The 26076-nt window shown below is 31.8% G+C and carries 21 protein-coding genes and 2 tRNA genes; 14 read left to right on the top strand and 9 right to left on the bottom strand.

The window, feature by feature from the left end; all coding sequences use genetic code 11:
* Positions 1-41 precede the first annotated feature (41 nt).
* The 10 genes from ABDX67_RS04785 to ABDX67_RS04740 all read left to right on the top strand — a co-directional run bounded on the left by ABDX67_RS04785 (position 42) and on the right by ABDX67_RS04740 (position 11725).
* Positions 42-114: transfer RNA gene (locus ABDX67_RS04785), tRNA-Trp, on the top strand.
* Between the two features lie 15 nt (positions 115-129).
* Positions 130-318 (top strand): preprotein translocase subunit SecE, encoded by a 189-nt coding sequence (secE, locus tag ABDX67_RS04780; protein ID WP_347173832.1) that lies wholly within the window; start codon positions 130-132, stop codon positions 316-318.
* 2 nt (positions 319-320) lie between these two features.
* The gene (gene nusG, locus ABDX67_RS04775; protein WP_347173831.1) at positions 321-872 is read left to right on the top strand and encodes a transcription termination/antitermination protein NusG; all 552 of its coding nucleotides are present in this window, start codon (positions 321-323) and stop codon (positions 870-872) included.
* Positions 873-942: 70 nt separating this feature from the next.
* Positions 943-1380 carry a 50S ribosomal protein L11 gene (gene rplK / locus ABDX67_RS04770; RefSeq protein ID WP_347173830.1) on the top strand — a complete coding sequence of 146 codons (438 nt, stop codon included), beginning with the start codon at positions 943-945 and terminating at the stop codon, positions 1378-1380.
* Between the two features lie 21 nt (positions 1381-1401).
* Complete coding sequence (gene rplA / locus ABDX67_RS04765) at positions 1402-2091, top strand: 50S ribosomal protein L1 (RefSeq protein ID WP_347173829.1); 690 nt, start codon at positions 1402-1404, stop codon at positions 2089-2091.
* Between the two features lie 11 nt (positions 2092-2102).
* Positions 2103-2618 (top strand): 50S ribosomal protein L10, encoded by a 516-nt coding sequence (gene rplJ / locus ABDX67_RS04760; protein WP_347173828.1) that lies wholly within the window; start codon positions 2103-2105, stop codon positions 2616-2618.
* 51 nt (positions 2619-2669) lie between these two features.
* The gene (rplL, locus tag ABDX67_RS04755) at positions 2670-3044 is read left to right on the top strand and encodes a 50S ribosomal protein L7/L12 (RefSeq protein ID WP_347173827.1); all 375 of its coding nucleotides are present in this window, start codon (positions 2670-2672) and stop codon (positions 3042-3044) included.
* A gap of 123 nt (positions 3045-3167) precedes the next feature.
* Positions 3168-6983: a DNA-directed RNA polymerase subunit beta gene (gene rpoB, locus ABDX67_RS04750; protein ID WP_347173826.1), complete on the top strand. Its 3816-nt coding sequence runs from the start codon at positions 3168-3170 to the stop codon at positions 6981-6983.
* Positions 6984-7087: 104 nt separating this feature from the next.
* Positions 7088-11362 carry a DNA-directed RNA polymerase subunit beta' gene (rpoC, locus tag ABDX67_RS04745; protein WP_347173825.1) on the top strand — a complete coding sequence of 1425 codons (4275 nt, stop codon included), beginning with the start codon at positions 7088-7090 and terminating at the stop codon, positions 11360-11362.
* A gap of 51 nt (positions 11363-11413) precedes the next feature.
* Positions 11414-11725 (top strand): DUF3467 domain-containing protein, encoded by a 312-nt coding sequence (locus ABDX67_RS04740; RefSeq protein ID WP_347173824.1) that lies wholly within the window; start codon positions 11414-11416, stop codon positions 11723-11725.
* A 59-nt stretch (positions 11726-11784) separates the two neighbouring features.
* On the opposite strand, the gene ABDX67_RS04735 is transcribed toward ABDX67_RS04740, so the two are convergent.
* A complete protein-coding gene (locus ABDX67_RS04735; RefSeq protein ID WP_347173823.1) occupies positions 11785-13323 on the bottom strand; it encodes a serine hydrolase in 1539 nt (512 codons plus the stop codon).
* 81 nt (positions 13324-13404) lie between these two features.
* Positions 13405-14466 (bottom strand): chorismate synthase, encoded by a 1062-nt coding sequence (aroC, locus tag ABDX67_RS04730; protein ID WP_347173822.1) that lies wholly within the window; start codon positions 14464-14466, stop codon positions 13405-13407.
* 211 nt (positions 14467-14677) lie between these two features.
* Here aroC and ABDX67_RS04725 point away from each other — a divergent pair.
* Positions 14678-14762: transfer RNA gene (locus ABDX67_RS04725), tRNA-Ser, on the top strand.
* Positions 14763-14824: 62 nt separating this feature from the next.
* Here ABDX67_RS04725 and ABDX67_RS04720 read toward each other — a convergent pair.
* Genes ABDX67_RS04720 through ABDX67_RS04710 form a run of 3 tightly spaced genes read right to left on the bottom strand, consistent with a single transcriptional unit; the run spans position 14825 to position 17144 of the window.
* The gene (locus ABDX67_RS04720) at positions 14825-16291 is read right to left on the bottom strand and encodes a PAS domain-containing protein (protein WP_347173821.1); all 1467 of its coding nucleotides are present in this window, start codon (positions 16289-16291) and stop codon (positions 14825-14827) included.
* Between the two features lie 51 nt (positions 16292-16342).
* Positions 16343-16735 (bottom strand): DUF302 domain-containing protein, encoded by a 393-nt coding sequence (locus ABDX67_RS04715; RefSeq protein ID WP_347173820.1) that lies wholly within the window; start codon positions 16733-16735, stop codon positions 16343-16345.
* 4 nt (positions 16736-16739) lie between these two features.
* Positions 16740-17144 carry a hypothetical protein gene (locus tag ABDX67_RS04710; protein WP_347173819.1) on the bottom strand — a complete coding sequence of 135 codons (405 nt, stop codon included), beginning with the start codon at positions 17142-17144 and terminating at the stop codon, positions 16740-16742.
* Between the two features lie 292 nt (positions 17145-17436).
* On the opposite strand from ABDX67_RS04710, the gene ABDX67_RS04705 reads away from it, so the two are divergent.
* From ABDX67_RS04705 to ABDX67_RS04695, 3 genes are all read left to right on the top strand, one after another.
* A complete protein-coding gene (locus ABDX67_RS04705) occupies positions 17437-18267 on the top strand; it encodes a universal stress protein (RefSeq protein WP_347173818.1) in 831 nt (276 codons plus the stop codon).
* A gap of 175 nt (positions 18268-18442) precedes the next feature.
* Positions 18443-19285, top strand: a complete 843-nt coding sequence (locus ABDX67_RS04700; protein ID WP_347173817.1) for an ATP cone domain-containing protein — start codon at positions 18443-18445, stop codon at positions 19283-19285.
* A gap of 10 nt (positions 19286-19295) precedes the next feature.
* Entirely contained in the window at positions 19296-20669 is a 1374-nt protein-coding gene (locus tag ABDX67_RS04695; RefSeq protein ID WP_347173816.1) for an MBL fold metallo-hydrolase RNA specificity domain-containing protein, read from the top strand.
* Between the two features lie 22 nt (positions 20670-20691).
* Here the strand turns inward: ABDX67_RS04695 and ABDX67_RS04690 are convergent, their stop codons facing one another.
* The 4 genes from ABDX67_RS04690 to ABDX67_RS04675 form a co-directional block, all read right to left on the bottom strand.
* Positions 20692-22443 carry an efflux RND transporter periplasmic adaptor subunit gene (locus ABDX67_RS04690; RefSeq protein WP_347173815.1) on the bottom strand — a complete coding sequence of 584 codons (1752 nt, stop codon included), beginning with the start codon at positions 22441-22443 and terminating at the stop codon, positions 20692-20694.
* A gap of 10 nt (positions 22444-22453) precedes the next feature.
* On the bottom strand, positions 22454-23044 hold the full coding sequence (locus ABDX67_RS04685) for a DUF2911 domain-containing protein (RefSeq protein WP_347173814.1): 591 nt from the start codon (positions 23042-23044) through the stop codon (positions 22454-22456).
* 9 nt (positions 23045-23053) lie between these two features.
* Positions 23054-25546, bottom strand: coding sequence for a heavy metal translocating P-type ATPase (locus ABDX67_RS04680; RefSeq protein ID WP_347173813.1), 2493 nt, complete (start codon positions 25544-25546; stop codon positions 23054-23056).
* A gap of 134 nt (positions 25547-25680) precedes the next feature.
* Positions 25681-26067, bottom strand: a complete 387-nt coding sequence (locus tag ABDX67_RS04675; protein ID WP_347173812.1) for a heavy metal-binding domain-containing protein — start codon at positions 26065-26067, stop codon at positions 25681-25683.
* Positions 26068-26076 lie beyond the last annotated feature (9 nt).

The raw sequence follows: 26076 nt of genomic DNA, 5'->3' as shown, positions 1-26076 counted from the left end.
AAGGTGCTTCTCAATATATTTTGGGTTAGCACCTTGTGTTTACGGGCGTAGCTCAGTTGGTAGAGCACTGGTCTCCAAAACCAGGTGTCGGGAGTTCGAGTCTCTCCGCCCGTGCAAATAACTAATAATATGATAAAATATATCAAAGAATCGTTTGAAGAATTAAATAACCATGTTACTTGGTTACCTAGAGAAGAAGCGCAAAAATCAACTGTTGTTGTAGCTGTTTTTACAATAATTTTTGCAATTGCAGTTTTTGCTGTTGATTATGTTTTTCAATTAGGTTTAGATAACTTTTTTACCATGTTTAATAATTAATTATGGCTGATTCAGTTAAAAAGTGGTACGTAGTTAGAGCAATTGGTGGTCAAGAGAATAAGGTAAAAGCTTATATCGAAACTGAAATTGCAAGGCTAGGCTTGTCTGATTATGTTGATCAAGTTTTAGTGCCGAAAGAAAAAGTTATACAAATTAGAGATGGAAAAAAAATTCATAAAGAAAGAGTTTATTTTCCAGGTTATATAATGGTAGAAGCTAATTTAGCTGGAGAAGTTCCTCACGTAATTAAATCTGTAACAGGTGTTATTGGGTTTTTAGGTGAAACAAAAGGAGGTTCCCCTGTGCCATTAAGAAAGTCAGAAGTGAATAGAATGTTAGGTAAAGTTGATGAACTTTCAGTTCAAGACGATAATGTTTCTATTCCTTATGTAATCGGAGAAACAGTAAAAGTTGTTGATGGACCATTTAATGGATTTGATGGTACTGTAGAGAAAATAAATGAAGAGAAAAGAAAACTAGAAGTAATGGTTAAAATCTTTGGACGTAAAACTCCATTAGAATTAAGCTATATGCAAGTAGATAAAATTTCATAATTGTTACAAAAATAGAAATTGATTTTTAATCGCTTCCACGGTTCAAAAATCTGAAACTAAAGTTTAAAAAATGGCAAAAGAAGTAAGTAAGGTTGTTAAATTACAAGTGCGCGGAGGATCAGCAAATCCTTCACCACCAGTTGGACCTGCTTTAGGTGCTGCCGGAGTTAACATCATGGAGTTCTGTAAGCAATTTAATGCAAGAACTCAAGATAAGCAAGGGAAAGTTTTACCAGTAGCAATTACTGTGTATAAAGACAAATCTTTTGACTTTGTAGTTAAAACTCCACCAGCTGCAGTACAATTACTAGAAGCAGCAAAAATTAAAAAAGGTTCTGGAGAGCCTAACCGTAAGAAAGTAGCAAAAGTTTCTTGGGATCAAATTAAAGTTATTGCAGAAGACAAAATGGTAGATTTAAATGCATTTACAATAGAGTCGGCAATGAAAATGATTGCAGGTACAGCTCGTTCTATGGGATTAACAGTAACAGGAAACGCTCCAGCTTAAATTTAATAACGGTTATTCAAAATGGCAAAATTAACAAAAAAGCAAAAAGAAGCTAATGCAAAGTTAGATAGTACAAAATCTTACTCTGTAAGTGAGGCATCTGCTTTAATAAAAGAAATAACAAATGTAAAATTTGATGCGTCTGTTGATTTAGCAATACGTTTAGGAGTTGATCCTCGTAAAGCAAATCAAATGGTTCGTGGTGTTGTTACACTACCTCACGGAACTGGTAAAGATGTAAAAGTTTTAGCATTAGTTACTCCAGATAAAGAAGCCGAAGCTACAGAAGCTGGTGCAGATTATGTTGGATTAGACGAGTACCTTCAAAAAATTAAAGGAGGATGGACAGATGTTGATGTAATTATTACGATGCCAAGTGTTATGGGGAAATTAGGTCCTTTAGGTCGTGTTTTAGGGCCAAGAGGTTTAATGCCTAATCCAAAGACTGGTACAGTAACAATGGATGTTGCTAAAGCTGTTGCAGATGTAAAAGCTGGTAAAATTGACTTTAAAGTTGATAAAACTGGAATTGTACATGCAGCAATTGGTAAAACATCATTCGACGCTGATAAAATTGCAGATAATGCAAATGAATTAATACAAACAATTGTAAAATTGAAACCTACTACAGCAAAAGGAACATACATTAAAAGTGTATTCATGTCTAGTACAATGAGCCCTAGTGTTGCAGTTGAAGTAAAAGCAGTTTAATCTTAGAAATTATGACAAGAGAAGAAAAATCACAAGTAATCCAAGATTTAACAGCTAAGCTAGCAGATTCTAATATTATCTATTTAGCAGATATTTCAGGTTTAAATGCTTTAGCTACTTCTAATTTAAGAAGAGCATGTTTTAAAGCAAACGTAAAACTAGCAGTTGTTAAAAACACTTTGCTTTCAAAAGCAATGGAAGCATCTGATAAAGATTTCGGAGAGTTACCAAATGTATTAAAAGGAAATACTTCTATTATGATTGCTGAAGCATCTAATGCACCAGCAAAAGTAATTAAAGAGTTCAGAAAAAAATCAGACAAGCCTCTATTAAAAGGTGCTTTTGTTGAAGAGTCTATTTATGTTGGTGATGACCAATTAGAAACTCTAGTTAACATTAAGTCTAAAGAAGAACTTATTGGAGAAATTATTACCTTATTACAATCACCAGCTAAAAATGTTATTTCAGCATTGCAGTCGAGTGGTCAAAAACTTTCTGGTATTCTTACAACATTATCAGAAAAATAAGTACGCGCACTAATAAACTATAATAAATAAAATTTTTAAAAAACAATTAAAATGGCAGATTTAAAAGATTTCGCAGAGCAATTAGTTAACTTAACAGTAAAAGAAGTTAATGATTTAGCTACTATTTTAAAAGACGAATATGGTATTGAGCCTGCAGCAGCAGCTGTAGTAGCAGGACCAGCAGCAGGTGGTGCTGACGCAGGAGCTGATGAGCAAACTGAATTCGATGTAATCTTAACAGCAGCAGGTGGTTCTAAACTAGCAGTTGTAAAATTAGTTAAAGAATTAACTGGATTAGGATTAAAAGAAGCTAAAGGTATCGTTGATAGTGCACCAGCACCAATCAAAGAAGGTATCTCTAAAGATGAAGCTGAAGGGCTTAAAGCATCTTTAGAAGAAGCAGGAGCTGAGGTTGAGCTTAAATAAGCTTTAATAGCTTAAACAAACTTAGGTTTAGGTCTGTAGAACAAGTGTTCTTAGACCTAAACCATTTTGTGTATATATTCGTTTTACATTTTAATATCGATTTTAATTAAAAAAATTTCTCTTTTGACAACGAAAAACACTACTGAAAGAATAAACTTCGCGTCAGCAAAATTGGGAACTGATTATCCAGATTTTTTGGATATTCAAGTAAAATCATTCCAAGATTTTTTCCAATTACAAACAAAAGCTGAAGAGCGTGGTGAAGAAGGTTTGTATAAAACTTTCATGGATAATTTTCCAATTACAGATACACGTAATAATTTTGTGTTAGAATTTTTAGACTACTTTGTAGATCCTCCAAGATATAGCATTCAAGAATGTATAGAAAGAGGTTTAACACATAGTGTTCCTCTTAAGGCACGTTTAAAATTATACTGTACAGATCCAGAGCACGAAGATTTCGAAACAATTGTACAAGATGTTTATTTAGGAACAATTCCTTATATGACAAATTCTGGTACGTTCGTAATTAATGGAGCAGAAAGAGTTGTAGTTTCTCAATTACACAGATCTCCAGGTGTATTCTTCGGACAATCATTCCACGCAAACGGAACCAAGTTATACTCTGCAAGAGTAATTCCTTTTAAAGGATCTTGGATAGAATTTGCAACAGATATCAATCAAGTAATGTATGCTTATATTGATAGAAAGAAAAAATTACCAGTAACAACATTATTTAGAGCAATCGGTTTCGAAAGAGATAAAGATATTCTAGAAATTTTTGACTTGGCAGAAGAAGTTAAAGTTTCTAAAGCTGGATTAAAAAAAGTTCTTGGACGTAAATTAGCGGCTAGAGTTTTAAAAACTTGGCACGAAGATTTCGTTGATGAAGATACTGGAGAAGTAGTATCAATTGAAAGAAATGAAATTATCTTTGATAGAGATACTATTATAGAGAAAGATCATATCGATGAGATTATAGAATCTGGTGTAAAAACTGTTTTATTACACAAAGAAGATCATCAAATGGGCAATTATGCTATTATTCATAATACGCTTCAAAAAGATCCAACAAACTCAGAAAAAGAGGCTGTTGAACACATTTATAGACAATTACGTAATGCTGAACCGCCAGATGAGGAAACAGCAAGAGGTATTATTGATAAACTATTCTTTTCTGAACAACGTTACAATTTAGGTGAAGTTGGTCGTTTTAGAATGAATACAAAATTAGGTTTAGATGAACCGATTGATCAAAAAGTATTGACAAAAAATGATATTATTACCATCATTAAATACTTAATTGAATTAATCAATTCTAAAGCAGAAGTAGATGATATTGATCACTTATCTAACCGTCGTGTTAGAACTGTTGGAGAGCAATTAGCGGGTCAGTTTGGTGTAGGTTTAGCTCGTATGGCTCGTACAATTCGTGAGAGAATGAATGTACGTGACAATGAAGTATTTACTCCTATTGATTTGATTAATGCAAAAACATTATCATCTGTAATTAACTCATTTTTTGGTACCAACCAGTTATCTCAATTTATGGATCAAACAAATCCATTAGCAGAGATTACACATAAACGTCGTTTATCGGCTTTAGGGCCTGGAGGTTTATCTAGAGAAAGAGCAGGATTTGAGGTGCGTGATGTTCACTATACACATTACGGTAGACTTTGTCCGATTGAAACTCCTGAAGGCCCAAATATTGGACTGATTTCATCATTATCTGTATTTGCAAAAGTAAACAACTTAGGATTTATTGAAACTCCATATAGAAAAGTTGTTGATGGAAATGTAGATGTTAAGCAAGAGCACATTTATTTAAGCGCAGAAGAAGAAGAAGGAATGAAATTTGCACAATCTAACATAGAGGTTGATGCAAAAGGAAATTTTGTTGGCGATAGAGTTATTTCACGTGAAGGTGGTGATTTCCCTGTTGTTACTCCAATGGAAGTAGATTATATGGACGTTGCTCCAAATCAAATTGCTTCTATATCTGCATCTTTAATTCCTTTCTTGGAGCATGATGATGCGAATAGAGCTCTGATGGGATCGAATATGATGCGTCAAGCAGTACCATTATTAAGACCTGAATCTCCAATTGTAGGTACAGGTTTAGAACGTAGAGTTGCAAAAGATTCTCGTATCTTAATTAATGCTGAAGGTGCAGGAGTAGTAGAGTATGTAGATGCAAATAAAATTACAATTAAGTACGATAGAACTGAAGAAGAAAGAATGGTAAGTTTTGACTCTGATGAAATATCTTACGACTTAATTAAGTTTAGAAAAACCAATCAAGGTACTTGTATTAACTTAAAACCGATTGTAAAAAAAGGAGATAGAGTAATAGAAGGACAAGTTCTTTGTGAAGGTTATGCAACACAAAAAGGAGAATTAGCTTTAGGAAGAAATATGAAAGTAGCCTTTATGCCTTGGAAAGGGTATAACTTTGAGGATGCAATTGTAATTTCTGAAAAAGTAGTTCGTGAAGATATTTTTACATCAATTCATATTGATGAATATTCTTTAGATGTTAGAGATACAAAATTAGGTACTGAAGAGTTAACTAATGATATTCCTAATGTTTCTGAAGAGGCAACAAAAGATCTTGATGAACATGGAATGATTCGTATTGGAGCAGAAGTAAATCCTGGTGATATTTTAATCGGGAAAATTACTCCAAAAGGAGAATCAGATCCAACTCCAGAAGAAAAATTATTACGTGCAATTTTTGGTGATAAAGCAGGCGATGTAAAAGATGCATCATTAAAAGCCTCTCCATCATTAAGAGGTGTAGTAATAGATAAAAAATTATTCAGAAGAGCCGTAAAAGATAAAACAAAAAGAGCAAGAGATAAAGAAGCAATTATAGCTTTAGAATCTTCTTTTGTTACTAAGTTTGAGGTTTTAAAAGATCAATTAGTTGAAAAACTTTTTGCATTAATTAGCGGAAAAACTTCTCAAGGTGTATTTAACGATTTAGGTGAAGAAGTACTTCCAAAAGGAAAGAAATTTACCTTAAAAATGTTAAATTCTGTAGAAGATTATACGCATTTAACACAAGGATCTTGGACAACCGATAAAGATTTAAACAAATCTGTTGGTGAATTAGTTCATAACTATAAAATTAAAGTAAACGACTTACAAGGAAATTTACGTCGTGAGAAGTTTACCATTTCTGTAGGAGATGAATTACCAGCCGGAATTTTAAAACTAGCTAAAGTTTATATTGCTAAAAAACGTAAACTGAAAGTAGGTGATAAAATGGCAGGACGTCACGGAAATAAAGGTATTGTTGCTCGTATTGTTAGAGCAGAAGACATGCCTTTCTTAGAAGACGGAACTCCAGTAGATATTGTGTTAAATCCATTAGGTGTACCATCTCGTATGAACATCGGTCAGATTTATGAAACTGTTCTTGGTTGGGCAGGCCAAAAATTAGGAACTAAATATGCAACACCAATTTTTGATGGAGCATCTTTAGACCAAATTAACGGAATTACAGATGAAGCTGGTGTACCAAGATTCGGTCATACTTATTTATATGATGGTGGAACAGGAAAACGTTTCGATCAACCAGCAACAGTTGGTATCATTTATATGATTAAGTTAGGACACATGATTGAAGATAAAATGCACGCGCGTTCTATTGGTCCGTATTCATTAATTACACAACAACCATTAGGAGGTAAAGCTCAATTTGGAGGTCAGCGTTTTGGAGAGATGGAAGTTTGGGCATTAGAAGCATATGGTGCATCTAGTATCTTAAGAGAAATCTTAACAGTAAAATCTGATGATGTGTTAGGTAGAGCCAAAACATACGAAAGTATTGTTAAAGGTGAAGAAATGCCAGAACCTGGTTTACCAGAATCATTTAACGTATTAATGCATGAACTGAAAGGTTTAGGATTAAACGTTCAATTAGAAGAATAACAAACAGTGAAATGTCATCAAGTCTTTTTAAGGCTTGATGATAATCATATATTTAGAAGCCTCTTTAGAGGTCATTTTTACAATTTTAATTCGAATCCATTACCATGGCAAGAAAAAACGAGAAGTACACTGTAAAAAAGTTTAATAAAATCTCAATTGGATTATCATCTCCAGAATCTATTCTAGGAATCTCTAGAGGAGAGGTGTTAAAACCAGAAACAATTAATTACCGTACACACAAACCAGAAAGAGATGGTTTATTTTGTGAGCGTATTTTTGGTCCTGTAAAAGACTTTGAATGTGCTTGTGGTAAATATAAAAGAATTCGCTACAAAGGAATCGTTTGTGACCGATGTGGTGTAGAAGTAACAGAAAAGAAAGTGCGTAGAGATAGAGTAGGACACATTAATTTAGTGGTTCCTGTTGCTCATATTTGGTACTTTAGATCATTGCCTAACAAAATGGGATACCTTTTAGGTTTGCCATCTAAAAAGTTAGACATGATTATCTATTACGAGCGTTACGTAGTAATTGCTCCAGGTATTGCAAAAAATGCTGAAGGAGAACCATTGCAAAAAATGGACTTCTTAACAGAAGAAGAATACTTAGATATTGCAGAAACACTTCCGCAAGAAAATCAATATTTAGATGATGCAGACCCAAATAAGTTTATTGCTAAAATGGGTGCTGAATGTTTAATTGATTTGTTAGCTCGTATCGATTTAGACGAACTTTCTTATGAATTAAGACATAAAGCAAATACAGAAACATCTAAACAACGTAAAACTGAAGCGTTAAAACGTTTAAATGTTGTTGAAGCATTTAGAGACTCTAATAAAGAAAGAGAAAATAAACCAGAGTGGATGATTATGAAGGCGATTCCAGTGATTCCACCAGAGTTACGTCCTTTAGTGCCGTTAGATGGTGGTCGTTTTGCAACTTCAGATTTAAATGATTTATACAGAAGAGTTATTATCAGAAACAACCGTTTAAAAAGGTTAGTTGAGATCAAAGCCCCTGAAGTTATTTTACGTAATGAAAAGCGTATGTTACAAGAATCTGTAGATTCATTATTTGATAACACACGTAAATCATCTGCAGTTAAAACTGAATCTAACAGACCGTTAAAATCATTATCAGATTCATTAAAAGGGAAACAAGGGCGTTTTCGTCAAAACTTACTTGGTAAACGTGTTGATTATTCTGCACGTTCTGTAATTGTTGTTGGACCAGAATTAAAGCTATCAGAATGTGGTATCCCAAAGGAAATGGCTGCCGAATTATACAAACCTTTTGTAATTAGAAAATTAATTGAAAGAGGAATTGTAAAAACTGTAAAATCTGCAAAGAAAATAATCGATAGAAAAGAGCCTGTAGTTTGGGATATTTTAGAGAATGTTTTAAAAGGACATCCTGTATTATTAAACCGTGCTCCAACGCTTCACCGTTTAGGAATTCAAGCTTTTCAACCAAAATTAATTGAAGGAAAAGCAATTCAATTACACCCATTAGTGTGTACGGCATTTAACGCCGATTTTGATGGAGATCAAATGGCTGTACATTTACCATTAGGGCCAGAAGCTATTTTAGAAGCGCAATTGTTAATGTTGGCTTCTCATAATATCTTAAATCCTGCAAATGGTGCTCCGGTAACAGTTCCTTCTCAGGATATGGTACTTGGATTGTATTATATGACAAAAGAAAGAATCTCTACTCCAGAAGTTCCGATTAAAGGAGAAGGTTTAACTTTTTATTCACCAGAAGAAGTAAACATTGCTTTTAACGAAGAAATGGTTGACTTAAATGCTGGGATAAAAGTGAGAACTTACGATATTGATGAAAACGGAGAACAAGTTCAAAAAATTATTAAAACAACAGTTGGTAGAGTTTTATTCAACGAAGTTGTACCTGCAAAAGCAGGATATATTAATGAAGTATTAACTAAAAAGAACTTACGTGGAATTATTGGTGGTATTTTAAAAGCTACTGATATTCCTACAACTGGCGAGTTTTTAGATAATATTAAAAACATGGGATATAAGTTTGCATTCCAAGGAGGATTATCATTTAGTTTAGGTGATATTATTATTCCTGAAGAAAAAACATCAATGATTGCTGATGCTAATGAAGAAGTAGATGTTATTATTGCAAACTATAACATGGGAATGTTAACAAACAAAGAACGTTACAATCAGGTAATTGACATTTGGGGTTCTACGAACAACAGATTAACAGAATTATCTATGAAGCGTTTGCGTGAAGATCAACAAGGGTTTAACTCAGTTTACATGATGCTAGATTCTGGTGCAAGGGGTTCTAAAGAACAAATTCGTCAGTTAACTGGTATGCGTGGATTAATGGCTAAGCCTAAAAAATCTACAGCTGGTGGTGGAGAAATTATTGAGAATCCAATTCTTTCTAACTTTAAGGAAGGATTATCGATTTTAGAATACTTTATTTCAACACACGGTGCTCGTAAAGGATTAGCCGATACAGCATTAAAAACAGCTGATGCTGGTTATTTAACGCGTCGTTTGGTAGATGTTTCTCAAGATGTAATTATCAACGAAGAAGATTGTGGTACTTTAAGAGGTTTAGACATTATGCCATTAAAGAAAAATGATGAAATTGTTGAGTCATTATCAGAAAGAATTGAAGGGCGTGTTTCTTTACAAGATGTATTTGATCCAATTACTGATGAATTATTAGTTAATGCTGGACAAGAGATTTCTTCAAAAATTGCAGAAAATATCGAAAAATCTGCAATTGATAAAGTTCAAGTTCGATCTGCATTAACTTGTGAATCTGAAAAAGGAATTTGTGCAAAATGTTATGGTCAGAGTTTATCTACTCGAAATAAAGTGCAAATTGGTGAAGCAGTTGGTGTAATTGCAGCACAATCTATTGGAGAACCAGGTACGCAGTTAACATTAAGAACTTTCCACGTTGGTGGAGTTGCAGGAAACATTTCTGAAGATAACAAGTTGGTAGCTAGTTTTGGAGGTAAAGTTTCTATAGAAGATTTACGTACGGTAAAAAGTAAAGATGCAAATGGAGAAGAAATTGATATTGTAATCTCTAGAACTGCAGAAATTAAAGTTGTTGATAAGAAAACAGGAATTACGTTAAGTACAAATAATATTCCTTATGGTTCAACTATCTTTAATAAGGATATAAAAACTATTAAGAAAGGTGATGTAGTTTGTCAATGGGATTCATTTAATGGTGTAATTGTTTCTGAATTTGGAGGTAAAGTTCGTTTTGATGATTTAGAACAAGGTATTAATTACTCTGTAGAAATTGATGAACAAACAGGTTTCCAAGAAAAAGTAATTACAGACTCTAAGAATAAGAAAATTATTCCTTCTTTAATTATTGAAGATAAAGATGGTAACGCTTTACGTTCTTATAGTTTACCAGTTGGGGCTCACTTAATGATTGACAACGGAGAAGCTGTAGAATCTGGTAAAATCTTAGTTAAAATTCCTCGTAAATCAGGAAAAGCTGGAGATATTACAGGAGGTTTACCTCGTGTAACAGAATTGTTTGAAGCGCGTAATCCTTCTAATCCTGCAGTAGTTGCAGCAATTGACGGAGTTGTTTCTTTCGGGAAAATTAAGCGTGGTAATAGAGAAATTATTGTTGAGTCTAAAACTGGTGATGTTAGAAAATACTTAATCAAGTTATCTAACCAAATTTTAGTACAAGAAAATGATTTCATTAAAGCTGGGATGCCATTATCAGACGGAGCAATTACTCCAATTGATATTTTGAATATTCAAGGACCATCTGCAGTACAAGAATACTTAGTAAACGAAATTCAAGAAGTATATCGTTTGCAAGGTGTAAAAATTAACGACAAACACTTTGAGGTTGTAGTACGTCAAATGATGCGTAAAGTTAGAATTATTGATTCTGGAGATACACTTTTTCTAGAAAATCAATTGATTCATAAAAATGACTTTATCATTGAAAATGATGCAATCTACGGAATGAAAGTTGTTGAAGATGCAGGAGATTCTGAAAATTTAAAAGCAGGTCAAATCATTACTTCACGTCAGTTAAGAGATGAAAACTCTATTTTACGTAGAAACGATAAAAATTTAGCATCAGCAAGAGACGCTCAGCCAGCAACAGCAGAACAAGTGCTGCAAGGTATTACAAGAGCTTCGCTACAAACTAAATCGTTTATCTCTGCGGCATCGTTCCAGGAAACAACAAAAGTGTTAAATGAAGCAGCCGTTAATGGTAAAATAGATACTTTAGAAGGATTGAAAGAAAATGTTATTGTTGGTAAGAGAATTCCAGCAGGAACAGGTATGAGACAATACGATCATATTATTGTAGGTCCAAAAGAAGAAATGGAGCAAAATCTATAAATAATAAAAAGCCTACAAATTAATTTGTAGGCTTTTTTAATACTATTTAATATGGAAGATACTAAAAACGAACAAGGACAATTAAATATAGAATTAGATGAAACTATTGCAGATGGAACCTATTCTAATTTAGCAATTATCAATCATTCGGTTTCAGAATTTATTGTTGATTTTATCAACGTAATGCCTGGAGTACCAAAGGCAAAAGTAAAATCTAGAATTATTTTAACGCCACAACACGCTAAGAGATTAACGAAAGCTTTGGCAGATAATGTACAAAGATTTGAACAAGCTCATGGTGAAATTAAAGATTACGAACAACCACCAATTCCAATGAATTTTGGACCAACTGGAGAAGCATAAAACAAAAAACCGAAACTAATTAGTTTCGGTTTTTTTTATGGGTACTTTTTATTAAAATATTATTTTACTTTCACAGGTTTCAATTCTTCAAAAAAGAAATCGTCATTAGGTACATCAAAAGTAAAACCTGTGACTTTTAAATTATTGTTTGTGTTAATCTTAATAGTTCCGAAACTAAACCAAGCTTGTGGATAATCCCAACTTATTTTCCAAACATCGTAATTCCAATGTGTTAATGTAGCAGATAGTTTAGGTGAATGTGAAAACTCTAATTTCAGTTTTCCTTCTTTTTCTGTAATCGTAATTTTACCATATATATCTGAATGATATTCGCCAACAAAATCTTTTTCTAAAACGGTAGGTTTTGTGTTTAAAACTCTACTGTTTATTCTGTCAGAAATACGTGTGTCATTTTTAATATTTTTATTGGTGTTTTCTAAATAATCTTTAGACCAATCTTTATTGGTTTTTACGCCTAAAAATTTATCCAAAGCATAATAAGTTGCAGCCATAATTGGACTTTTCGGTCCATTTGTTAAGACAACAACTCCTAAGTTTTCATCAGGAATTAACGTAACTGCTGTAATCATTCCATCATAACCACCAGTATGTCCAACTTTCATTCTTCCTTGGTAATCACTTAATCCCCAACCTAATCCATAGGAATTAAAATGTCTGTTAAAATCATTTTTTGTTGTGTGATCTACATAATGATTGTTGTGTGGCGTCCAAACTAAATTTCGAGTCAATTTAGATAAGATTGTTTTCTCGTTGTGAACTCCGTTATTTAAATTGAAAATCATCCATTTTGCAACATCAGAGACACTAGAGATTAATCCTCCAGTTGCAGCAACGTTGTCCCATTTTGCCCACGGAATTGCATAATTCTTATCGTCTTTTCTTGCGTGTGGTGTTGCGTAATTTCCTTTAGCATCTAAATCATTAATAGAATAAATAGTTCTATTCATTCCTAAAGGATTTAAAATGCGCTCTTGAACATTTTGCCCCCAACTTTTACCAGTTACGGTTTCAATAATTTCACCAGCAGTTATAAACATCAAATTAGAATACCCATAACCAGCTCTAAACTCGTAAGCTTGTGGAACATATTTAATTCGTTTGATGATTTCTTTTGCAGGTAAATCTGATTTGTACCAAATATTATCTCCGCTAAAATTTCCCAAACCAACTCTATGACTTAATAAATCTCTAATGGTTGTATGATTGCTAACCCATTCATCATAAACATCAAAATAGGGCAAATGTTTTTTTACTCTATCATTCCAGTTTAGTTTTCCTTCTTGCACTAACATTCCAATTATTGCAGACGTAAATGCTTTTGAGTTTGATGCAATTGCATACAAAGTATTTTCATCTGGTTTTTTTGATTTACCAACTTCTAAAACACCATAATTTCCTGTAAAAATAAGTTTTCCATCTTTTACAATACCAATGGTTGCGCTTGGCACATCCCAATCTTTAACCATTTTGTTAAAATATTGATCGAGTTTTTTAAGATTTACTTTTGATTTGGTTTGCGCTTGTAAAACAGTTGTAAAAAGGAGTTGTATAACAACTATATATATAATTTTTTTCATTGAATGATTTTTAGAATGATAGATAACGAAGTTAACTATTTTAAAAAGAAAATTCAAGTGAAAAAGGAACTGTAAGAGATTTTAAATTTTTCTTGTTCTATCCAATAAATAAAAATCTGCCAATACCAAAGCAGTTAATGCTTCTACAATAGGAATTGCTCTTGGAACCACACAAGGATCGTGACGGCCTTTACCATGGATTTCTGTAAGATTTCCTTCAGAATCTATGGTTTGTTGATTTTGCATAATGGTGGCAACTGGTTTAAAAGCTACACGAAAATAAATATCCATTCCGTTGCTGATTCCACCTTGAATTCCGCCAGACAAATTGGTTTCTGTTTTTCCGTCTGCGTTAAAAATATCGTTGTGTTCGCTTCCTTGCATTTTTGCACCACAAAATCCGCTACCAAATTCAAAACCCTTTACAGCATTGATGGATAACATTGCTTTGCCTAATTCGGCATGTAATTTATGAAAAATAGGTTCGCCCAATCCAACAGGAATATTTTGCGCAACACATGTAATTGTTCCACCAATAGTATCGCCTTGTTTTTTAATTTCTTTGATTTTTGCAATCATTTTTTCTGCGGAAATTGCATCTGGACAACGAACAATATTAGCATCCGTTTTAGTAAAATCTAATTCTTGATAAGGTTTGTCAATAAAAATATCTCCAACAGAAGAAGTAAACGCATTGATATTTATATGCGCAATTAATTGTTTTGCCAATGCTCCTGCAACTACCCAATTGGCAGTTTCTCGAGCAGAAGTTCTTCCACCACCACGAAAATCTCTAATTCCGTATTTTTTATCGTAGGTAAAATCAGCGTGAGATGGACGATACACATTGGTGTTATGAGCATAATCTTTTGATTTTTGATTGGTATTCTGAATTTGAAAACCAATTGATGCTCCAGTGGTAACTCCTTCAAAAATTCCTGATAAAAACTGAACTGTATCTGGTTCTTTACGTTGTGTAACAATTGCCGATTGACCCGGTTTACGTCTGTCTAATTCTTTCTGAATAGCATCAAAATCAACTTTCATTCCTGCAGGAAAACCATCAATAATTCCGCCAATAGCAATTCCGTGAGATTCGCCAAAAGTTGTCAATTTTAATAAGTTTCCAAAAGAATTAAACATGGTCTTTTAATTTTAAAGATATGAGTAGCGAAGTTACTTTTTTTTCTTAGAAAAACCACAATTTTATAAGTTACATATTTTATAAGTTGTTATAAAATCGAGGTCATTATCAATTATAAAAATAATTGTAAAAAAGCTAAAAATTCTTTTAGGAACTCAAAAAAGATTCTATATTTGCATCCGCATTCAGGGAATACTTGATGAGACACTTGGAGAATTGGCAGAGTGGTCGAATGCGGCAGTCTTGAAAACTGTTGACTGTAACAGGTCCGGGGGTTCGAATCCCTCATTCTCCGCAAAAAAAACCTCAAAACAATTTGTTTTGAGGTTTTTTATTACACTTTTAGTAAAACTTTCTTTATTCTTTTTCGTCTTTATCCTTATCTTTTGGGTTTTCTTTTTCTTTCTGATTCTTAAAGCCAATCGTAGCTCTAGATTCACGATCTTTTTTCTTTAACTCTTCTTCTAGTCTTTTGTATCTACTTATATCTTTAATAGTTACAACTACAGCAACAATGTGATTTTCATTATCAATTATTGGTCTACCGCTTAATAATACTCGTCTAATTTTATGCGTTGCCGCATCTAATAATAATACATCAATATCATCTGTAATTTCGCCAACTAAAGCTCGTTCTGCAGGTAAATCTTGAACAGGAAACGTTTTATTTCCGTCAGGATAAAGTACTTTAAAATGATCTGAAAAATTAATAGATATCTTAGTGTCATCCTCAATTCCAAAAAGCTCATTGGCTACTTTGTTGGCTAAAATTACTTGTTTATCAGTGGTTGCCACTAAAACACCATCACTAATATTTTCTAGAATCATATTTAGTTTTTGTTGACTTCCATATAACTCGTTCAAAATTTGTTCTTCCTCTTCCTTAAGTTTTAGTTTTTCTGTAATATCTCTAACAATAGCGTATAAATTTCCTGTTTTTGTGTCTGAAGTAGCATTCCAAGAAAGCCATTTTATACTTCCGTCTTTACAAATCCAACGGTTTTTAAAATTTACAAGATTATTTCCTTCTTCAAGGTTTTTAATTTCTTGTTCTGTTATTGGAATATCTTCGGGTAAAATATATGTAGTAAAAGGATTTTCTAAAAGTTCTTTGTTACTATAACCTAAAAGTTTACTTAAAGAAGGATTTATTTTTATAAAATGATCTTTAGAAGCAATTACCAAACTATCTATTGATAAATTAAAAAAAGTGTCGGCTGCTTTTAAAGATTGTTCATTTATTTTCCGAGCTGTTATGTCTGTAGAAATATTTCCGATAGCATAAGCTCTTTTTGATGCATCAAATAATGGAAATTTAACCGATAAATAAGTATGTAAGCCATCTGGCGCTTCAATTATTTCTTCAACCTGAATTTCTTTACCAGCTTTTAAAGCTTCTAAATCTGTGCTACGATAAACATCGGCAACTTCTTTTGGTAAAAAATCGTGATTGGCTTTTCCTTTTAAATCTTTTTCTTTTGATTCGAAAAGTGATTGGTAATATTTGTTGACTAATAAATATTCGCCATTTAATTTTTTTACTGAAATAGCATTGCTTGTATTATCAATAATAGCTTGTAAAAGCTTTTCGTTTTTTATTAGTTCAGATTCAGATTGTTGTTTTGCTTTTAGCTGAGCTTTTAGAATAAAAAAAACGGTAGTTAACATTCCTAATGAAAGAACAATTAATACTAAAGAAATCCAATGCCAAAAGGTATCGTTAGATAAAAGTATTTGTCTTAAGGAAACAAATCCAAGTACAAAAACAACACTTAAATTAATAATATAACCAAACAGAATCTTTTTTTCAAAGGAAAATTTCATATAAAATATTTTAAGTAGCTAATTTAATAAAGTTCTGTTTTATACTACATACTATTTTGAAAGGTTAATAATTACTTTTTCTAGTTTATTACTTACTTTATTAGCAACGCCTTCTAATTGACTATTATGAACAGCTTGCATAGAAACCATTGGATTTATTGCAGCAACTTCAATAGTATTTTCAGCAATTTCTTGCACTATAATATTACAAGGCAACATAGTTCCGATTTTATCTTCAGCAAGTAAAGCTTTGTAAGCAAATGGCGGATTACAAGCACCTAAAATTTTATATTTTCTAAAATCAACATTTAATTTTTTATGTAGAGTTTGTTGAATATCAATTTCAGTTAAAATTCCAAATTCTTGTTCTTTTAATAATTCGGTAACTTTTTTAATAATTGCATCAAAATCTCCGGTTACAGTTGTGTTGTAATAATAACTCATAATTTTATTTTTTAAGTTCAATACTAAGTTTAGCAAGCATCATTAATTCCGATTTATTTAAACCAGCAAACGAAGCAGCTATTTTGTTTGATGTTTCTAGAATAAGTTCTTTTATTTTTGGTGTAAATAATGATGGATGTTCTGTTTTAAAATCTAAAAAAGCATCAAAACAAGTTTCTGCTTTTGGCAAGGTATTATACAGCCAATCAAAAACAATTTCTATTTGAAAAGCTGCATCAGAATAAAAATCATCATTAATAAGATCAATTTTTGTCCATTTATTTATTACAGTTTCCTTTAAAACCTTAAACTCTATTTCTTCTACATGTTTGTCTGATGCTGCAATTGCATAAAATAGCTTACCAAGACTTTGGTAAAATGCCAATAATGTATCTTGTGATGGTTTCATTGTAAATTAATTTATCAAATCAAATTTATACTATTCTATGATGATAAGGTATGATATAAATCAGTAATTTAGAAATAAAACGAGCCTTATTTTTACACTTAACAACTACTTTTAATTTAGCTAAAAATACAAACTAAATAGTAAAATATTTTTAATGTACTTTTTTGATAATGTTTGCTTTACGTGCTGTTTTAAGTTTAAGTTGCGATGTTGTATAACATGACATATATCATGGTTTATCTCCTAGGTATTGCTTATATTTAAATTAATATAAACCATTAAAAAACATACAATGAAAAAAGTACTTTTACCAACAGATTTTTCAGAAAATTCTTGGAATGCAATACTCTATGCGCTTAAATTGTATGCAGAAGAAGAATGTACTTTCTATTTATTAAACTCAGTAAAATTGAAAGCTTCAAGAGCATCAAATCTTTCTAATAAGTTAATGCGAGTTGTGCATGAACAAGGAAAAGAGGAACTGTTAGCATTAAAAAATTTAGCAGAAATTACAAGTAAAAACGCAAAACATACTTTTGAAATAATTCTAAGTTCAGAAGATTTAGAACAATCTATAGATACTGCAATTGTTAAAGATAATATAGATCTTGTTGTTATGGGAACAAAAGGAGCAACAGGAGCAAAAGAGTTCTTTTTTGGAAGTAATACCGTAAAAATTATAGAACAAGTAAAACTATGTCCGGTTTTGGTTGTGCCAGATGATTACAATTTTGCTGCGCCTCAGAAAATTGCTTTTCCAACAGATTTTAATCGTCCTTATAATTTATTGGAGCTAAAACCACTTATTGATTTAGCCGAGATAAAAGACTCTAAAATTAAAATTTTCCATATCAATCAAAAAGAAAAATTAAGCGATAAGCAAGAGCGTAATTTTGAGACTTTAAAAGACTTTATCAAAAAGTATGAACATGATTTTTATTGGGAACCAAAAGAAGAGAAAAAGGAAGTAGAAATAAATAATTTTATTAAAGATTTAGGAATAGATATTCTTGCTATGGTTAATTACAAGCATAGTTTTATAGAAAGTATTACAAAAGAACCTGTCATAAAAAAAATAGGATTTCAACCAATAATTCCTTTTTACGTTATACCAGAACAATAGGTGTAATGCATTACAATTTTAACTAGTTTTATTTGTAAACTAATAATAACTAGAAGAGTATTTAAAGAGGTAAGTTATTGTTTTACTTACCTCTTTGTTTTTAAAAACTGTTACGGTTTTATAAACAAAGGCAATAGATAGATTTTATAGCAATACGTATTTTTAAAAAACATACATGAAAAAAGAGGGCATTGAAATTATTAAAGCATCCGGAAAAAAAGTAAAATTCTCTTTACCTAAATTAAGAAAATCATTAAAGAGAACAGGAGCAGATGATGTAATTATAAATCAGATTTTAAATAAAGTTAGAGACGAATTATATCAAGGGATTTCTACCAAAGAAATTTACAACAGAGCTTTTATTTTATTAAAAAAGAAACAAAGAAACTTTGCGTCAAAATACAAACTTAAGAAAGCCATTTATGAGTTGGGTCCAACAGGATTTCCTTTTGAACGCTTTATTGGCGCGTTGCTAAAATATTCTGGATATCAAATTGAAATAGGAGAAGTTTTACAAGGAAATTGTGTTACTCATGAAATTGATGTAGTTGCTCATAAAAACTATGAAACTAGTATTGTAGAATGTAAATTTCATGGAGAACAAGGTTTAAACTGTAACGTAAAAATTCCGTTGTATATAAATGCTCGGTATCAAGATGTAAAAAAACATTGGAATGCTAACAAAAAAAATGAATCAAATCTTACAGAAGGTTGGGTGGTAACCAATACAAGATTTACCGAAGATGCGCTACTTTATGGTAAATGTGCTGGTTTGTACCTTTTAAGTTGGGATTATCCTAAAAATAATGGATTAAAAGATAGAATAGACAGATTAAGATTGTATCCAATAACGGTTTTAACACTGCTTACAAATAGGGAAAAACAATTTTTATTAAGTAGAGAAATTGTGCTTTGTAGAGAACTAATGGATTCTTCTTTTTTCTTAGATTTTTTAGAAGTTTCAGAAACTAGAAAAGAAAAAATTTTAAATGAAGTAAAACAACTATGTAATAATTAAATTTTTTGAAATGGATAATTTTGCAAAAATAAATTTTTTAGGAGCTTCGGGCACAGTAACAGGTTCAAAGTTTTTGATAGAAGCAATGCAGCAAACTATTTTAATTGATTGCGGAATGTTTCAAGGAATTAAAGCATTAAGAGAACTAAATTGGGAGGATTTATCAATTGATGCAACAAAAATAGATGTTGTGTTGTTAACACACGGTCATTTAGATCATGTTGGTTATTTGCCAAGATTATTTAAACAAGGTTTTAAAGGAAAAATTATTGGAACAGCGCCAACGCTTGCAATTGCAGAAATTATTTTAATAGATAGCGCTAAAATACACGAAGAAGACGCAAAAAGAGCAAATGAAGAAAAGTACACAAAACACAATCCGGCGTTGCCATTTTACACCAAAGAAGATGCGTTAAAAACCATTGAATTATTTCAAGTAGAAATAGATGATAAATGGATTTTCTTATCAGAACATATTTCTTACAGATTTCAATATAACGGACATATTATTGGTGCAACTTTTATAGAGTTAGACATCAACGGAAAAAGAGTTGTTTTTTCTGGCGATATTGGTAGAGATGATGATTATTTGCTAAACGACCCAAAGAAACCAGAATGGGCAGATTTTTTATTTATAGAAAGTACTTACGGAAATAAATTACACAAAGAGGAAGATTTAGAAACTGTTTTATCAGAAATAATTTTAGAAACCATTCAAAAAAAGGGAACTCTAATTATACCAAGTTTTGCAGTAGAACGCTTGCAAACGTTAATGTATGTTCTTTGGAAATTGTATCAGAAATACAAAATACCAAACATTCCTATTTTTGTTGATAGCCCAATGGGAAATAATGTTTTAGAAGTTTTTAGAAGATTTCCGAAATGGCACAGATTGTCAGATAAAGAATACAATGCAATGTGTAATCATGTAAACATTATACAATCTTATAAAGAAACTTGGGAAACAATTGACGACAAAAGAGCTAAAATTGTAATTGCAGGAAGCGGAATGGTAACTGGCGGAAGAGTGTTAACATATTTACAGCAATTAATAGACGAAACAGCTACAACAGTTTTATTAGTTGGTTATCAGGCAGAAGGAACAAGAGGAAGACAATTACAAGACGGAGCACACGAAATTCGTTTTTATGGCAAATATTATCCTGTAAAAGCAAGCATTAAAAATATTGAAAGTTTATCTGCTCATGCAGATCAAAAAGATTTAATAAATTGGATGAGCAATATAAAAAACATTCCAGAAAAAGTATTTTTAATTCATGGAGAACCAACTGCTTTAGATGCATTTAGAGTTAAAATAAAAGAAACATATCATTGGAATGTGGCAATACCAGCTTTAAATGATGTAGAAGAATTAATGATTTAAAATTGTACTTCTTTTAATGAGATTACTCAATTATTTGCGCTACGCTACCACAAGATAACATGGCATCTCCAAAATAAGGATTCAATATTTTTTCTTCTTTACTTAACCAATACGCGCCATTATTTGCATCTGCCATTGGGCAAAACTGACGATATACTTTTTCTTGAATTCCGAAAGTTTCTACTGCGCCAATTAAATTTGTAGACAACTGTATAAAGTGATTTCTATGTTCTTTAATATTAAACGTTTTAGAAATAGCAGTAACAGCAGTTTTAATTTCCTTTTCAAAAGACATCCATTTTTCGTGCGCATTCTTATCTTTTAAAAGTTTCATATCTACTTTTACTACGCTTTGCAATACATTTTTTGCAGCTGTAACTACTTTATTTTCATCATCATTTACCAAAATGTTTTTTAGTGTGATATAGTTGTCAAAAACCACTTTTAGCTGCTTCTGAAATGTTGAAGAAACATTTAGCCGCTCAATTTTTAAAGTAGTTGTTGCTTCAGTTTCAAGATGATTTTCGTGCCCTGTAGTTGTTGCTCCGCCAGTTTTGTTCATCATCGATTTTTTGCCTTGCAATTGTGCAGAAGCGTCAATAGTAAATGTTCCGTTGGTTACAATTTCATCTCCATCGTTTAATCCGTCAACAACTTCATAATGTTCTCCAATTTTATTTCCGATAGTAATTTCTTTCATTTCAAAAATCGGCTCCGTTTTGTTGGTTTTTACATAAACAACAGAGCGTTTTCCTGTCCACATTATTGCAGAAGCCGGAATCATTACTACTTGTTTTTTTGCAGAAATAGTTCCTTTAATTTTTCCTTCTACAAACATTCCAGGTTTTAAATTGCCCGCAGCATTATCAAGAACAACTCTTAATTTTACAATTCTTGTTTTGGTGTCTAAAATAGGATCAATAAAAGTTACTTTTCCTTTAAATTCTTTATTAGCAAAAGCTTTGGTAGTTATTGCAACTTCTTGTCCTTTTTTAAAGAGATCTATTTGATTTTCATACACATCAAAATTTGCCCAAACAGTACTTAAATTTGATACTTTAAAAATGGGTTTTCCGTCCATAATATGCGCGCCTTCACTAACAGAAATTTCAGTAATTACACCAGAAACATGAGAATATATTGTAAAACTCGTTTTTATTTTTCCGGTTTTTAAAACTTCTTCTATTTGCCCATCATGAATTTTCCAATTTTTAAATTTATTATACACAGCTTTGTAAAGCTCAGGTTGTGTTTCTCTTAAACTATACGTTGTTATTAATTCTTGTTGTGCAGTTGTTAATTCTGCTGAGTATATTTGAGCAACAGCTTGACCTTTGGTTACTTTTTTTCCTAAATACTTTACATATAATTTTTCTATTCTTCCATTAAAATGAGCAGGCTGAATTGCTGAATTGTCTTCGTTTTCTACAATTTTTCCCGATAGTTTTATCGCTTTATCTTCTGTGTTTCTTTTTCCAATAATTGATGTTCTAACATTTGCCAACGCCATCGCATTTTTTGTCAGCTTAAATTCATTGGCATTTAATCCATCTGCACTTGTTTCTGCAGGAATTAAATCCATTCCACAAATCGGACAATCGCCAGCTTCTGGTTGCATTATCTGCGGATGCATAGAGCAAGTCCACATTTTTGCTGTTTCCGAAACCTCAGAATGTTCGTGTGCTGTTTTTTCGTTAGAAGAAGTTCCGAATAAGAACCATCCTAAAAGTAAACCAGCAAATAATAGTACGATATAACTTATATATTTTTTCATGTTGTTTATTTTATTGCTTTAATTTAAAAGGAAACTGAATAGTTATCTTTTCCCAAGAAAGATGAATACTACCTTCAGAATCATTAATTTTCTTTACGCTATACTCTAAATGTTCTGTAATTTCATCTGAAACAATTGGTGTAATATTGAAACGAAGTACATCTTCTTTTGCATCATATTCATCTTTTCCGTGTTGATCCCAATTTTTATTAATCATTATTGTCCAATCTTCCTTTGATGGAATTGTAAAAAGACCATATTTTCCTTTTGGAAGAACTTTGCCATTTATTACCAGATCTTTACTGGTTTCTATCCAAGTTGCATTATGTGCACCAGCCTGCCAAACAGCATCATAACCAACCAATCCACCAAAAATAATTCTGCCTCTAACACCTGGAGAAGAGTAATCGATATGAATATGAGCATCTCCAATCATTGCCATGGCAGATGTATGTGGACTTAATACTTTCTTTTTAGGAGTTTTGTCTTTTACAGGTGTTGTAACATGGTTTTCATGTTCGTTTTTGTCTGTTTTTTTTACCACATTTTTACAGCTCAACACTAACAATGATACTACGAATACTATTATTAAATTTTTCATCTTTATGTATTATAATTTAATATTTCTTAATCTTAAGGCATTTGCAATTACTGATACCGAACTAAAACTCATTGCTAATGCTGCAATCATAGGTGATAATAACAATCCAAATATTGGATATAAAACTCCAGCAGCAATTGGTACTCCTAATACATTATAAACAAATGCAAAAAAGAGGTTTTGCTTGATGTTTTTAACAACTCCGTGACTTAGTTTTTTTGCTTTTACAATTCCTTGTAAATCACCTTTAACTAATGTTATGGTTGCACTTTCAATAGCTACATCAGTTCCGGTTCCCATAGCAATACCAACATCAGATTGTGCTAAAGCTGGTGCATCATTAATTCCATCGCCAGCCATCGCAACAACTTTACCTTCTTCTTGTAATTTTTTAATTTCGTTAAGTTTATCTTCAGGAAGACATTCTGCTTTATAATGTTTTAGATTTAACTGTTTTGCAACAGCATTGGCAGTGTTTTTATTATCTCCTGTTAACATAATTACTTCAACTCCATTTTTTTGAAGTTCTGTAATTGCATTCTTACTGGTTTTTTTTATCGCATCAAAAATAACAACATAACCAACTGCTTTATTTTCTACTGTGATGTAAGAAACCGTTTTACCTTGCTCTTGTTCTGCAATTACATTATTTAGTAAATCATTTGAAATTGCAATAGAGAATTGTTCTAATAATTTAGCATTACCCAAAGCAACTTTTTTAGCATCAACTGTACCAATAACCCCTTTTCCTGCAATTGCTTCAAAATCGTTTACTTTAGTAATTGATACTTTTTTAATTTTTCCATAATTAACAATTGCTTCAGCTAATGGATGTTCGCTATATTGATTTAAAGATGCGATGTATTTTAGCAGCACATCTTGTTCTATTTGATTTACAGAAACCACTTTTTCTACAGATGGTTTTCCTTCGGTAATTGTTCCTGTTTTATCAACAATAAGTACATCAACTTTATTCATTTTTTCTAAGGCTTCTGCGTTTTTAATTAGAACACCAGATTGTGCGCCTTTACCAACACCAACCATTACCGACATTGGTGTTGCCAATCCTAAAGCACATGGACACGCAATAATTAATACAGCAATAGCATTTACAAAAGCAAAAACATAGGCTGGTTCTGGACCAAAGATTGCCCAAACAAAAAATGTAATTATAGAAACGAATATTACAATTGGTACAAAGTACTTAGAAATTGTATCTGCTAATTTCTGAATTGGCGCTTTAGAACGACTTGCGGTATTTACCATATGAATGATTTGAGAAAGTAGCGTTTCAGAACCTACTTTCTCCGCTTTCATTACAAAAGATTTTGTTCCATTTATGGTTCCAGAACTTACTTTATCATCAATATTCTTATCTACAGGAATTGGTTCTCCTGTTATCATAGATTCATCAATACTACTGTTTCCTTCAACAATACGTCCATCTACAGGAATTTTTTCACCAGGTTTTACACGCAATAAATTGCCTTGTTCAATTTTATCAATTGCAATTATTTCATCAACACCATTTTTTACCAAAGTTGCTGTAGATGGTACTAATTTTAGCAATTCTTTAATTGCGCCACTAGTTTGACTGTGTGCTCTTGCTTCTAATAATTGTCCTAACAATACCAAGGTTAAAATAACTGTTGCAGCTTCAAAATAGACATGAACTGCACCAGAAGCTGATTTAAACTGACTTGGAAAAACATCAGGAAAAAACATGCCGAAAATACTAAATAACCATGCAGCGCCAGCTCCAATTCCGATAAGTGTAAACATGTTAAGGTTCATCGTTTTTATCGATGTCCAAGCACGTTTAAAAAACATCCAAGTTGCATAAAATACAACAGGAATTGATAATACAAACTGAATCCAGTTCCAATATTTTTGATGCATCAGCTCAAATAAAGGATTTTTGGTTAGCATTTCGCTCATTGCAATTATAAAAATTGGCAAAGTGAATATTGATGCTACCCAAAATTTCTTCAAAAGTTTTTTATATGTTTTTTCTTCAGCAGAAATATCAGCTTCTGCAGGCACCAAATCCATGCCGCAAATAGGACACGAGCCAGGTTTGTCTTTAACAACTTCTGGATGCATCGGACATATAAATTCTGTGCTTGTAGAAGCCAAATTTCTTTCCTCTACTAAATCCATTCCACACACAGGACAATCTCCAGCTTTATCATAAATTTTATCGCCTTCACAATGCATCGGACAATAAAAAGTTCCTGTTCCTTTTCCTTTTGGTTTTTCCTCTTTTTTTACTTCGTGATGGTGTTGTTCTCCCAAATTGTGGATGCTATATTGTTCGCCATCATTTTTTAAAGCATTTTGAAAAGTTTCAATAGAAATATGCGCATCCATCTTAATTGTAGCTTCTGCTTTTTCTAAATTTACAGATGCGCTAGAAACACCATCTATTTTTGATAGTATTTCTTCAACGTGACTTCTACAACCGTTACAGGTCATTCCGTGAATGTGATATGTGTGCTTCATGGTATTTTATTTTAAATGTTATCTCTTAATTATATAAACCATTTAATAATTTCTGTTTTCCCACTTTTGTATAATTTTCTAAAAACTAAAAAGCGTTGTAAATCTTTTTATACCAAGGATAATTAGATGAATTATTAGTTCGCTTTATAATCTTCATTTTTTACATAAGCCATTTTACAAGTTGGGCAATTACCTTCTTTGTCGCTTCCACTTCCTTTACAATGCATTGGACATACGTAAGCAGATGTGTGTTCTTTACCTAGCTTTTCTGTTTTTGTAGCAGCGTCTTTATTTTTTACATAATCCATTTTACAAACCGGACAATTCCCTTCTTTGTCGCTTCCACTTCCTTTACAATGCATTGGACATACATAAGCAGATGTATATTCTTTACCTAACTTTTCTGTTTTTACAGTTTCTTCAGTTTTGTTTGTATCTTCTTTTTTTGTGTCTTTACAAGATACTGTTGTTAACATTACTCCTAATACTAGAACTCCTAAAATTGTTTTTACTGTTTTCATTTTTAATTA

Source organism: Polaribacter uvawellassae (assembly GCF_039748955.1).
Taxonomy (GTDB): domain Bacteria; phylum Bacteroidota; class Bacteroidia; order Flavobacteriales; family Flavobacteriaceae; genus Polaribacter; species Polaribacter uvawellassae.
The sequence above is the reverse complement of the archived record's forward strand: the minus strand, read 5'-3'. Positions and strand labels throughout refer to the sequence as shown.

Excerpts from the sequence above, each read along its gene's own strand:
- secE (WP_347173832.1), top strand. The coding sequence starts at position 130 with ATGATAAAATATATCAAAGAATCGTTTGAAGAATTAAATAACCATGTT.
- nusG (WP_347173831.1), top strand. The coding sequence starts at position 321 with ATGGCTGATTCAGTTAAAAAGTGGTACGTAGTTAGAGCAATTGGTGGT.
- rplK (WP_347173830.1), top strand. The coding sequence starts at position 943 with ATGGCAAAAGAAGTAAGTAAGGTTGTTAAATTACAAGTGCGCGGAGGA.
- rplA (WP_347173829.1), top strand. The coding sequence starts at position 1,402 with ATGGCAAAATTAACAAAAAAGCAAAAAGAAGCTAATGCAAAGTTAGAT.
- rplJ (WP_347173828.1), top strand. The coding sequence starts at position 2,103 with ATGACAAGAGAAGAAAAATCACAAGTAATCCAAGATTTAACAGCTAAG.
- rplL (WP_347173827.1), top strand. The coding sequence starts at position 2,670 with ATGGCAGATTTAAAAGATTTCGCAGAGCAATTAGTTAACTTAACAGTA.
- rpoC (WP_347173825.1), top strand. The coding sequence starts at position 7,088 with ATGGCAAGAAAAAACGAGAAGTACACTGTAAAAAAGTTTAATAAAATC.
- ABDX67_RS04740 (WP_347173824.1), top strand. The coding sequence starts at position 11,414 with ATGGAAGATACTAAAAACGAACAAGGACAATTAAATATAGAATTAGAT.
- ABDX67_RS04735 (WP_347173823.1), bottom strand. The coding sequence starts at position 13,323 with ATGAAAAAAATTATATATATAGTTGTTATACAACTCCTTTTTACAACT.
- aroC (WP_347173822.1), bottom strand. The coding sequence starts at position 14,466 with ATGTTTAATTCTTTTGGAAACTTATTAAAATTGACAACTTTTGGCGAA.
- ABDX67_RS04720 (WP_347173821.1), bottom strand. The coding sequence starts at position 16,291 with ATGAAATTTTCCTTTGAAAAAAAGATTCTGTTTGGTTATATTATTAAT.
- ABDX67_RS04715 (WP_347173820.1), bottom strand. The coding sequence starts at position 16,735 with ATGAGTTATTATTACAACACAACTGTAACCGGAGATTTTGATGCAATT.
- ABDX67_RS04710 (WP_347173819.1), bottom strand. The coding sequence starts at position 17,144 with ATGAAACCATCACAAGATACATTATTGGCATTTTACCAAAGTCTTGGT.
- ABDX67_RS04705 (WP_347173818.1), top strand. The coding sequence starts at position 17,437 with ATGAAAAAAGTACTTTTACCAACAGATTTTTCAGAAAATTCTTGGAAT.
- ABDX67_RS04700 (WP_347173817.1), top strand. The coding sequence starts at position 18,443 with ATGAAAAAAGAGGGCATTGAAATTATTAAAGCATCCGGAAAAAAAGTA.
- ABDX67_RS04695 (WP_347173816.1), top strand. The coding sequence starts at position 19,296 with ATGGATAATTTTGCAAAAATAAATTTTTTAGGAGCTTCGGGCACAGTA.
- ABDX67_RS04690 (WP_347173815.1), bottom strand. The coding sequence starts at position 22,443 with ATGAAAAAATATATAAGTTATATCGTACTATTATTTGCTGGTTTACTT.
- ABDX67_RS04685 (WP_347173814.1), bottom strand. The coding sequence starts at position 23,044 with ATGAAAAATTTAATAATAGTATTCGTAGTATCATTGTTAGTGTTGAGC.
- ABDX67_RS04680 (WP_347173813.1), bottom strand. The coding sequence starts at position 25,546 with ATGAAGCACACATATCACATTCACGGAATGACCTGTAACGGTTGTAGA.
- ABDX67_RS04675 (WP_347173812.1), bottom strand. The coding sequence starts at position 26,067 with ATGAAAACAGTAAAAACAATTTTAGGAGTTCTAGTATTAGGAGTAATG.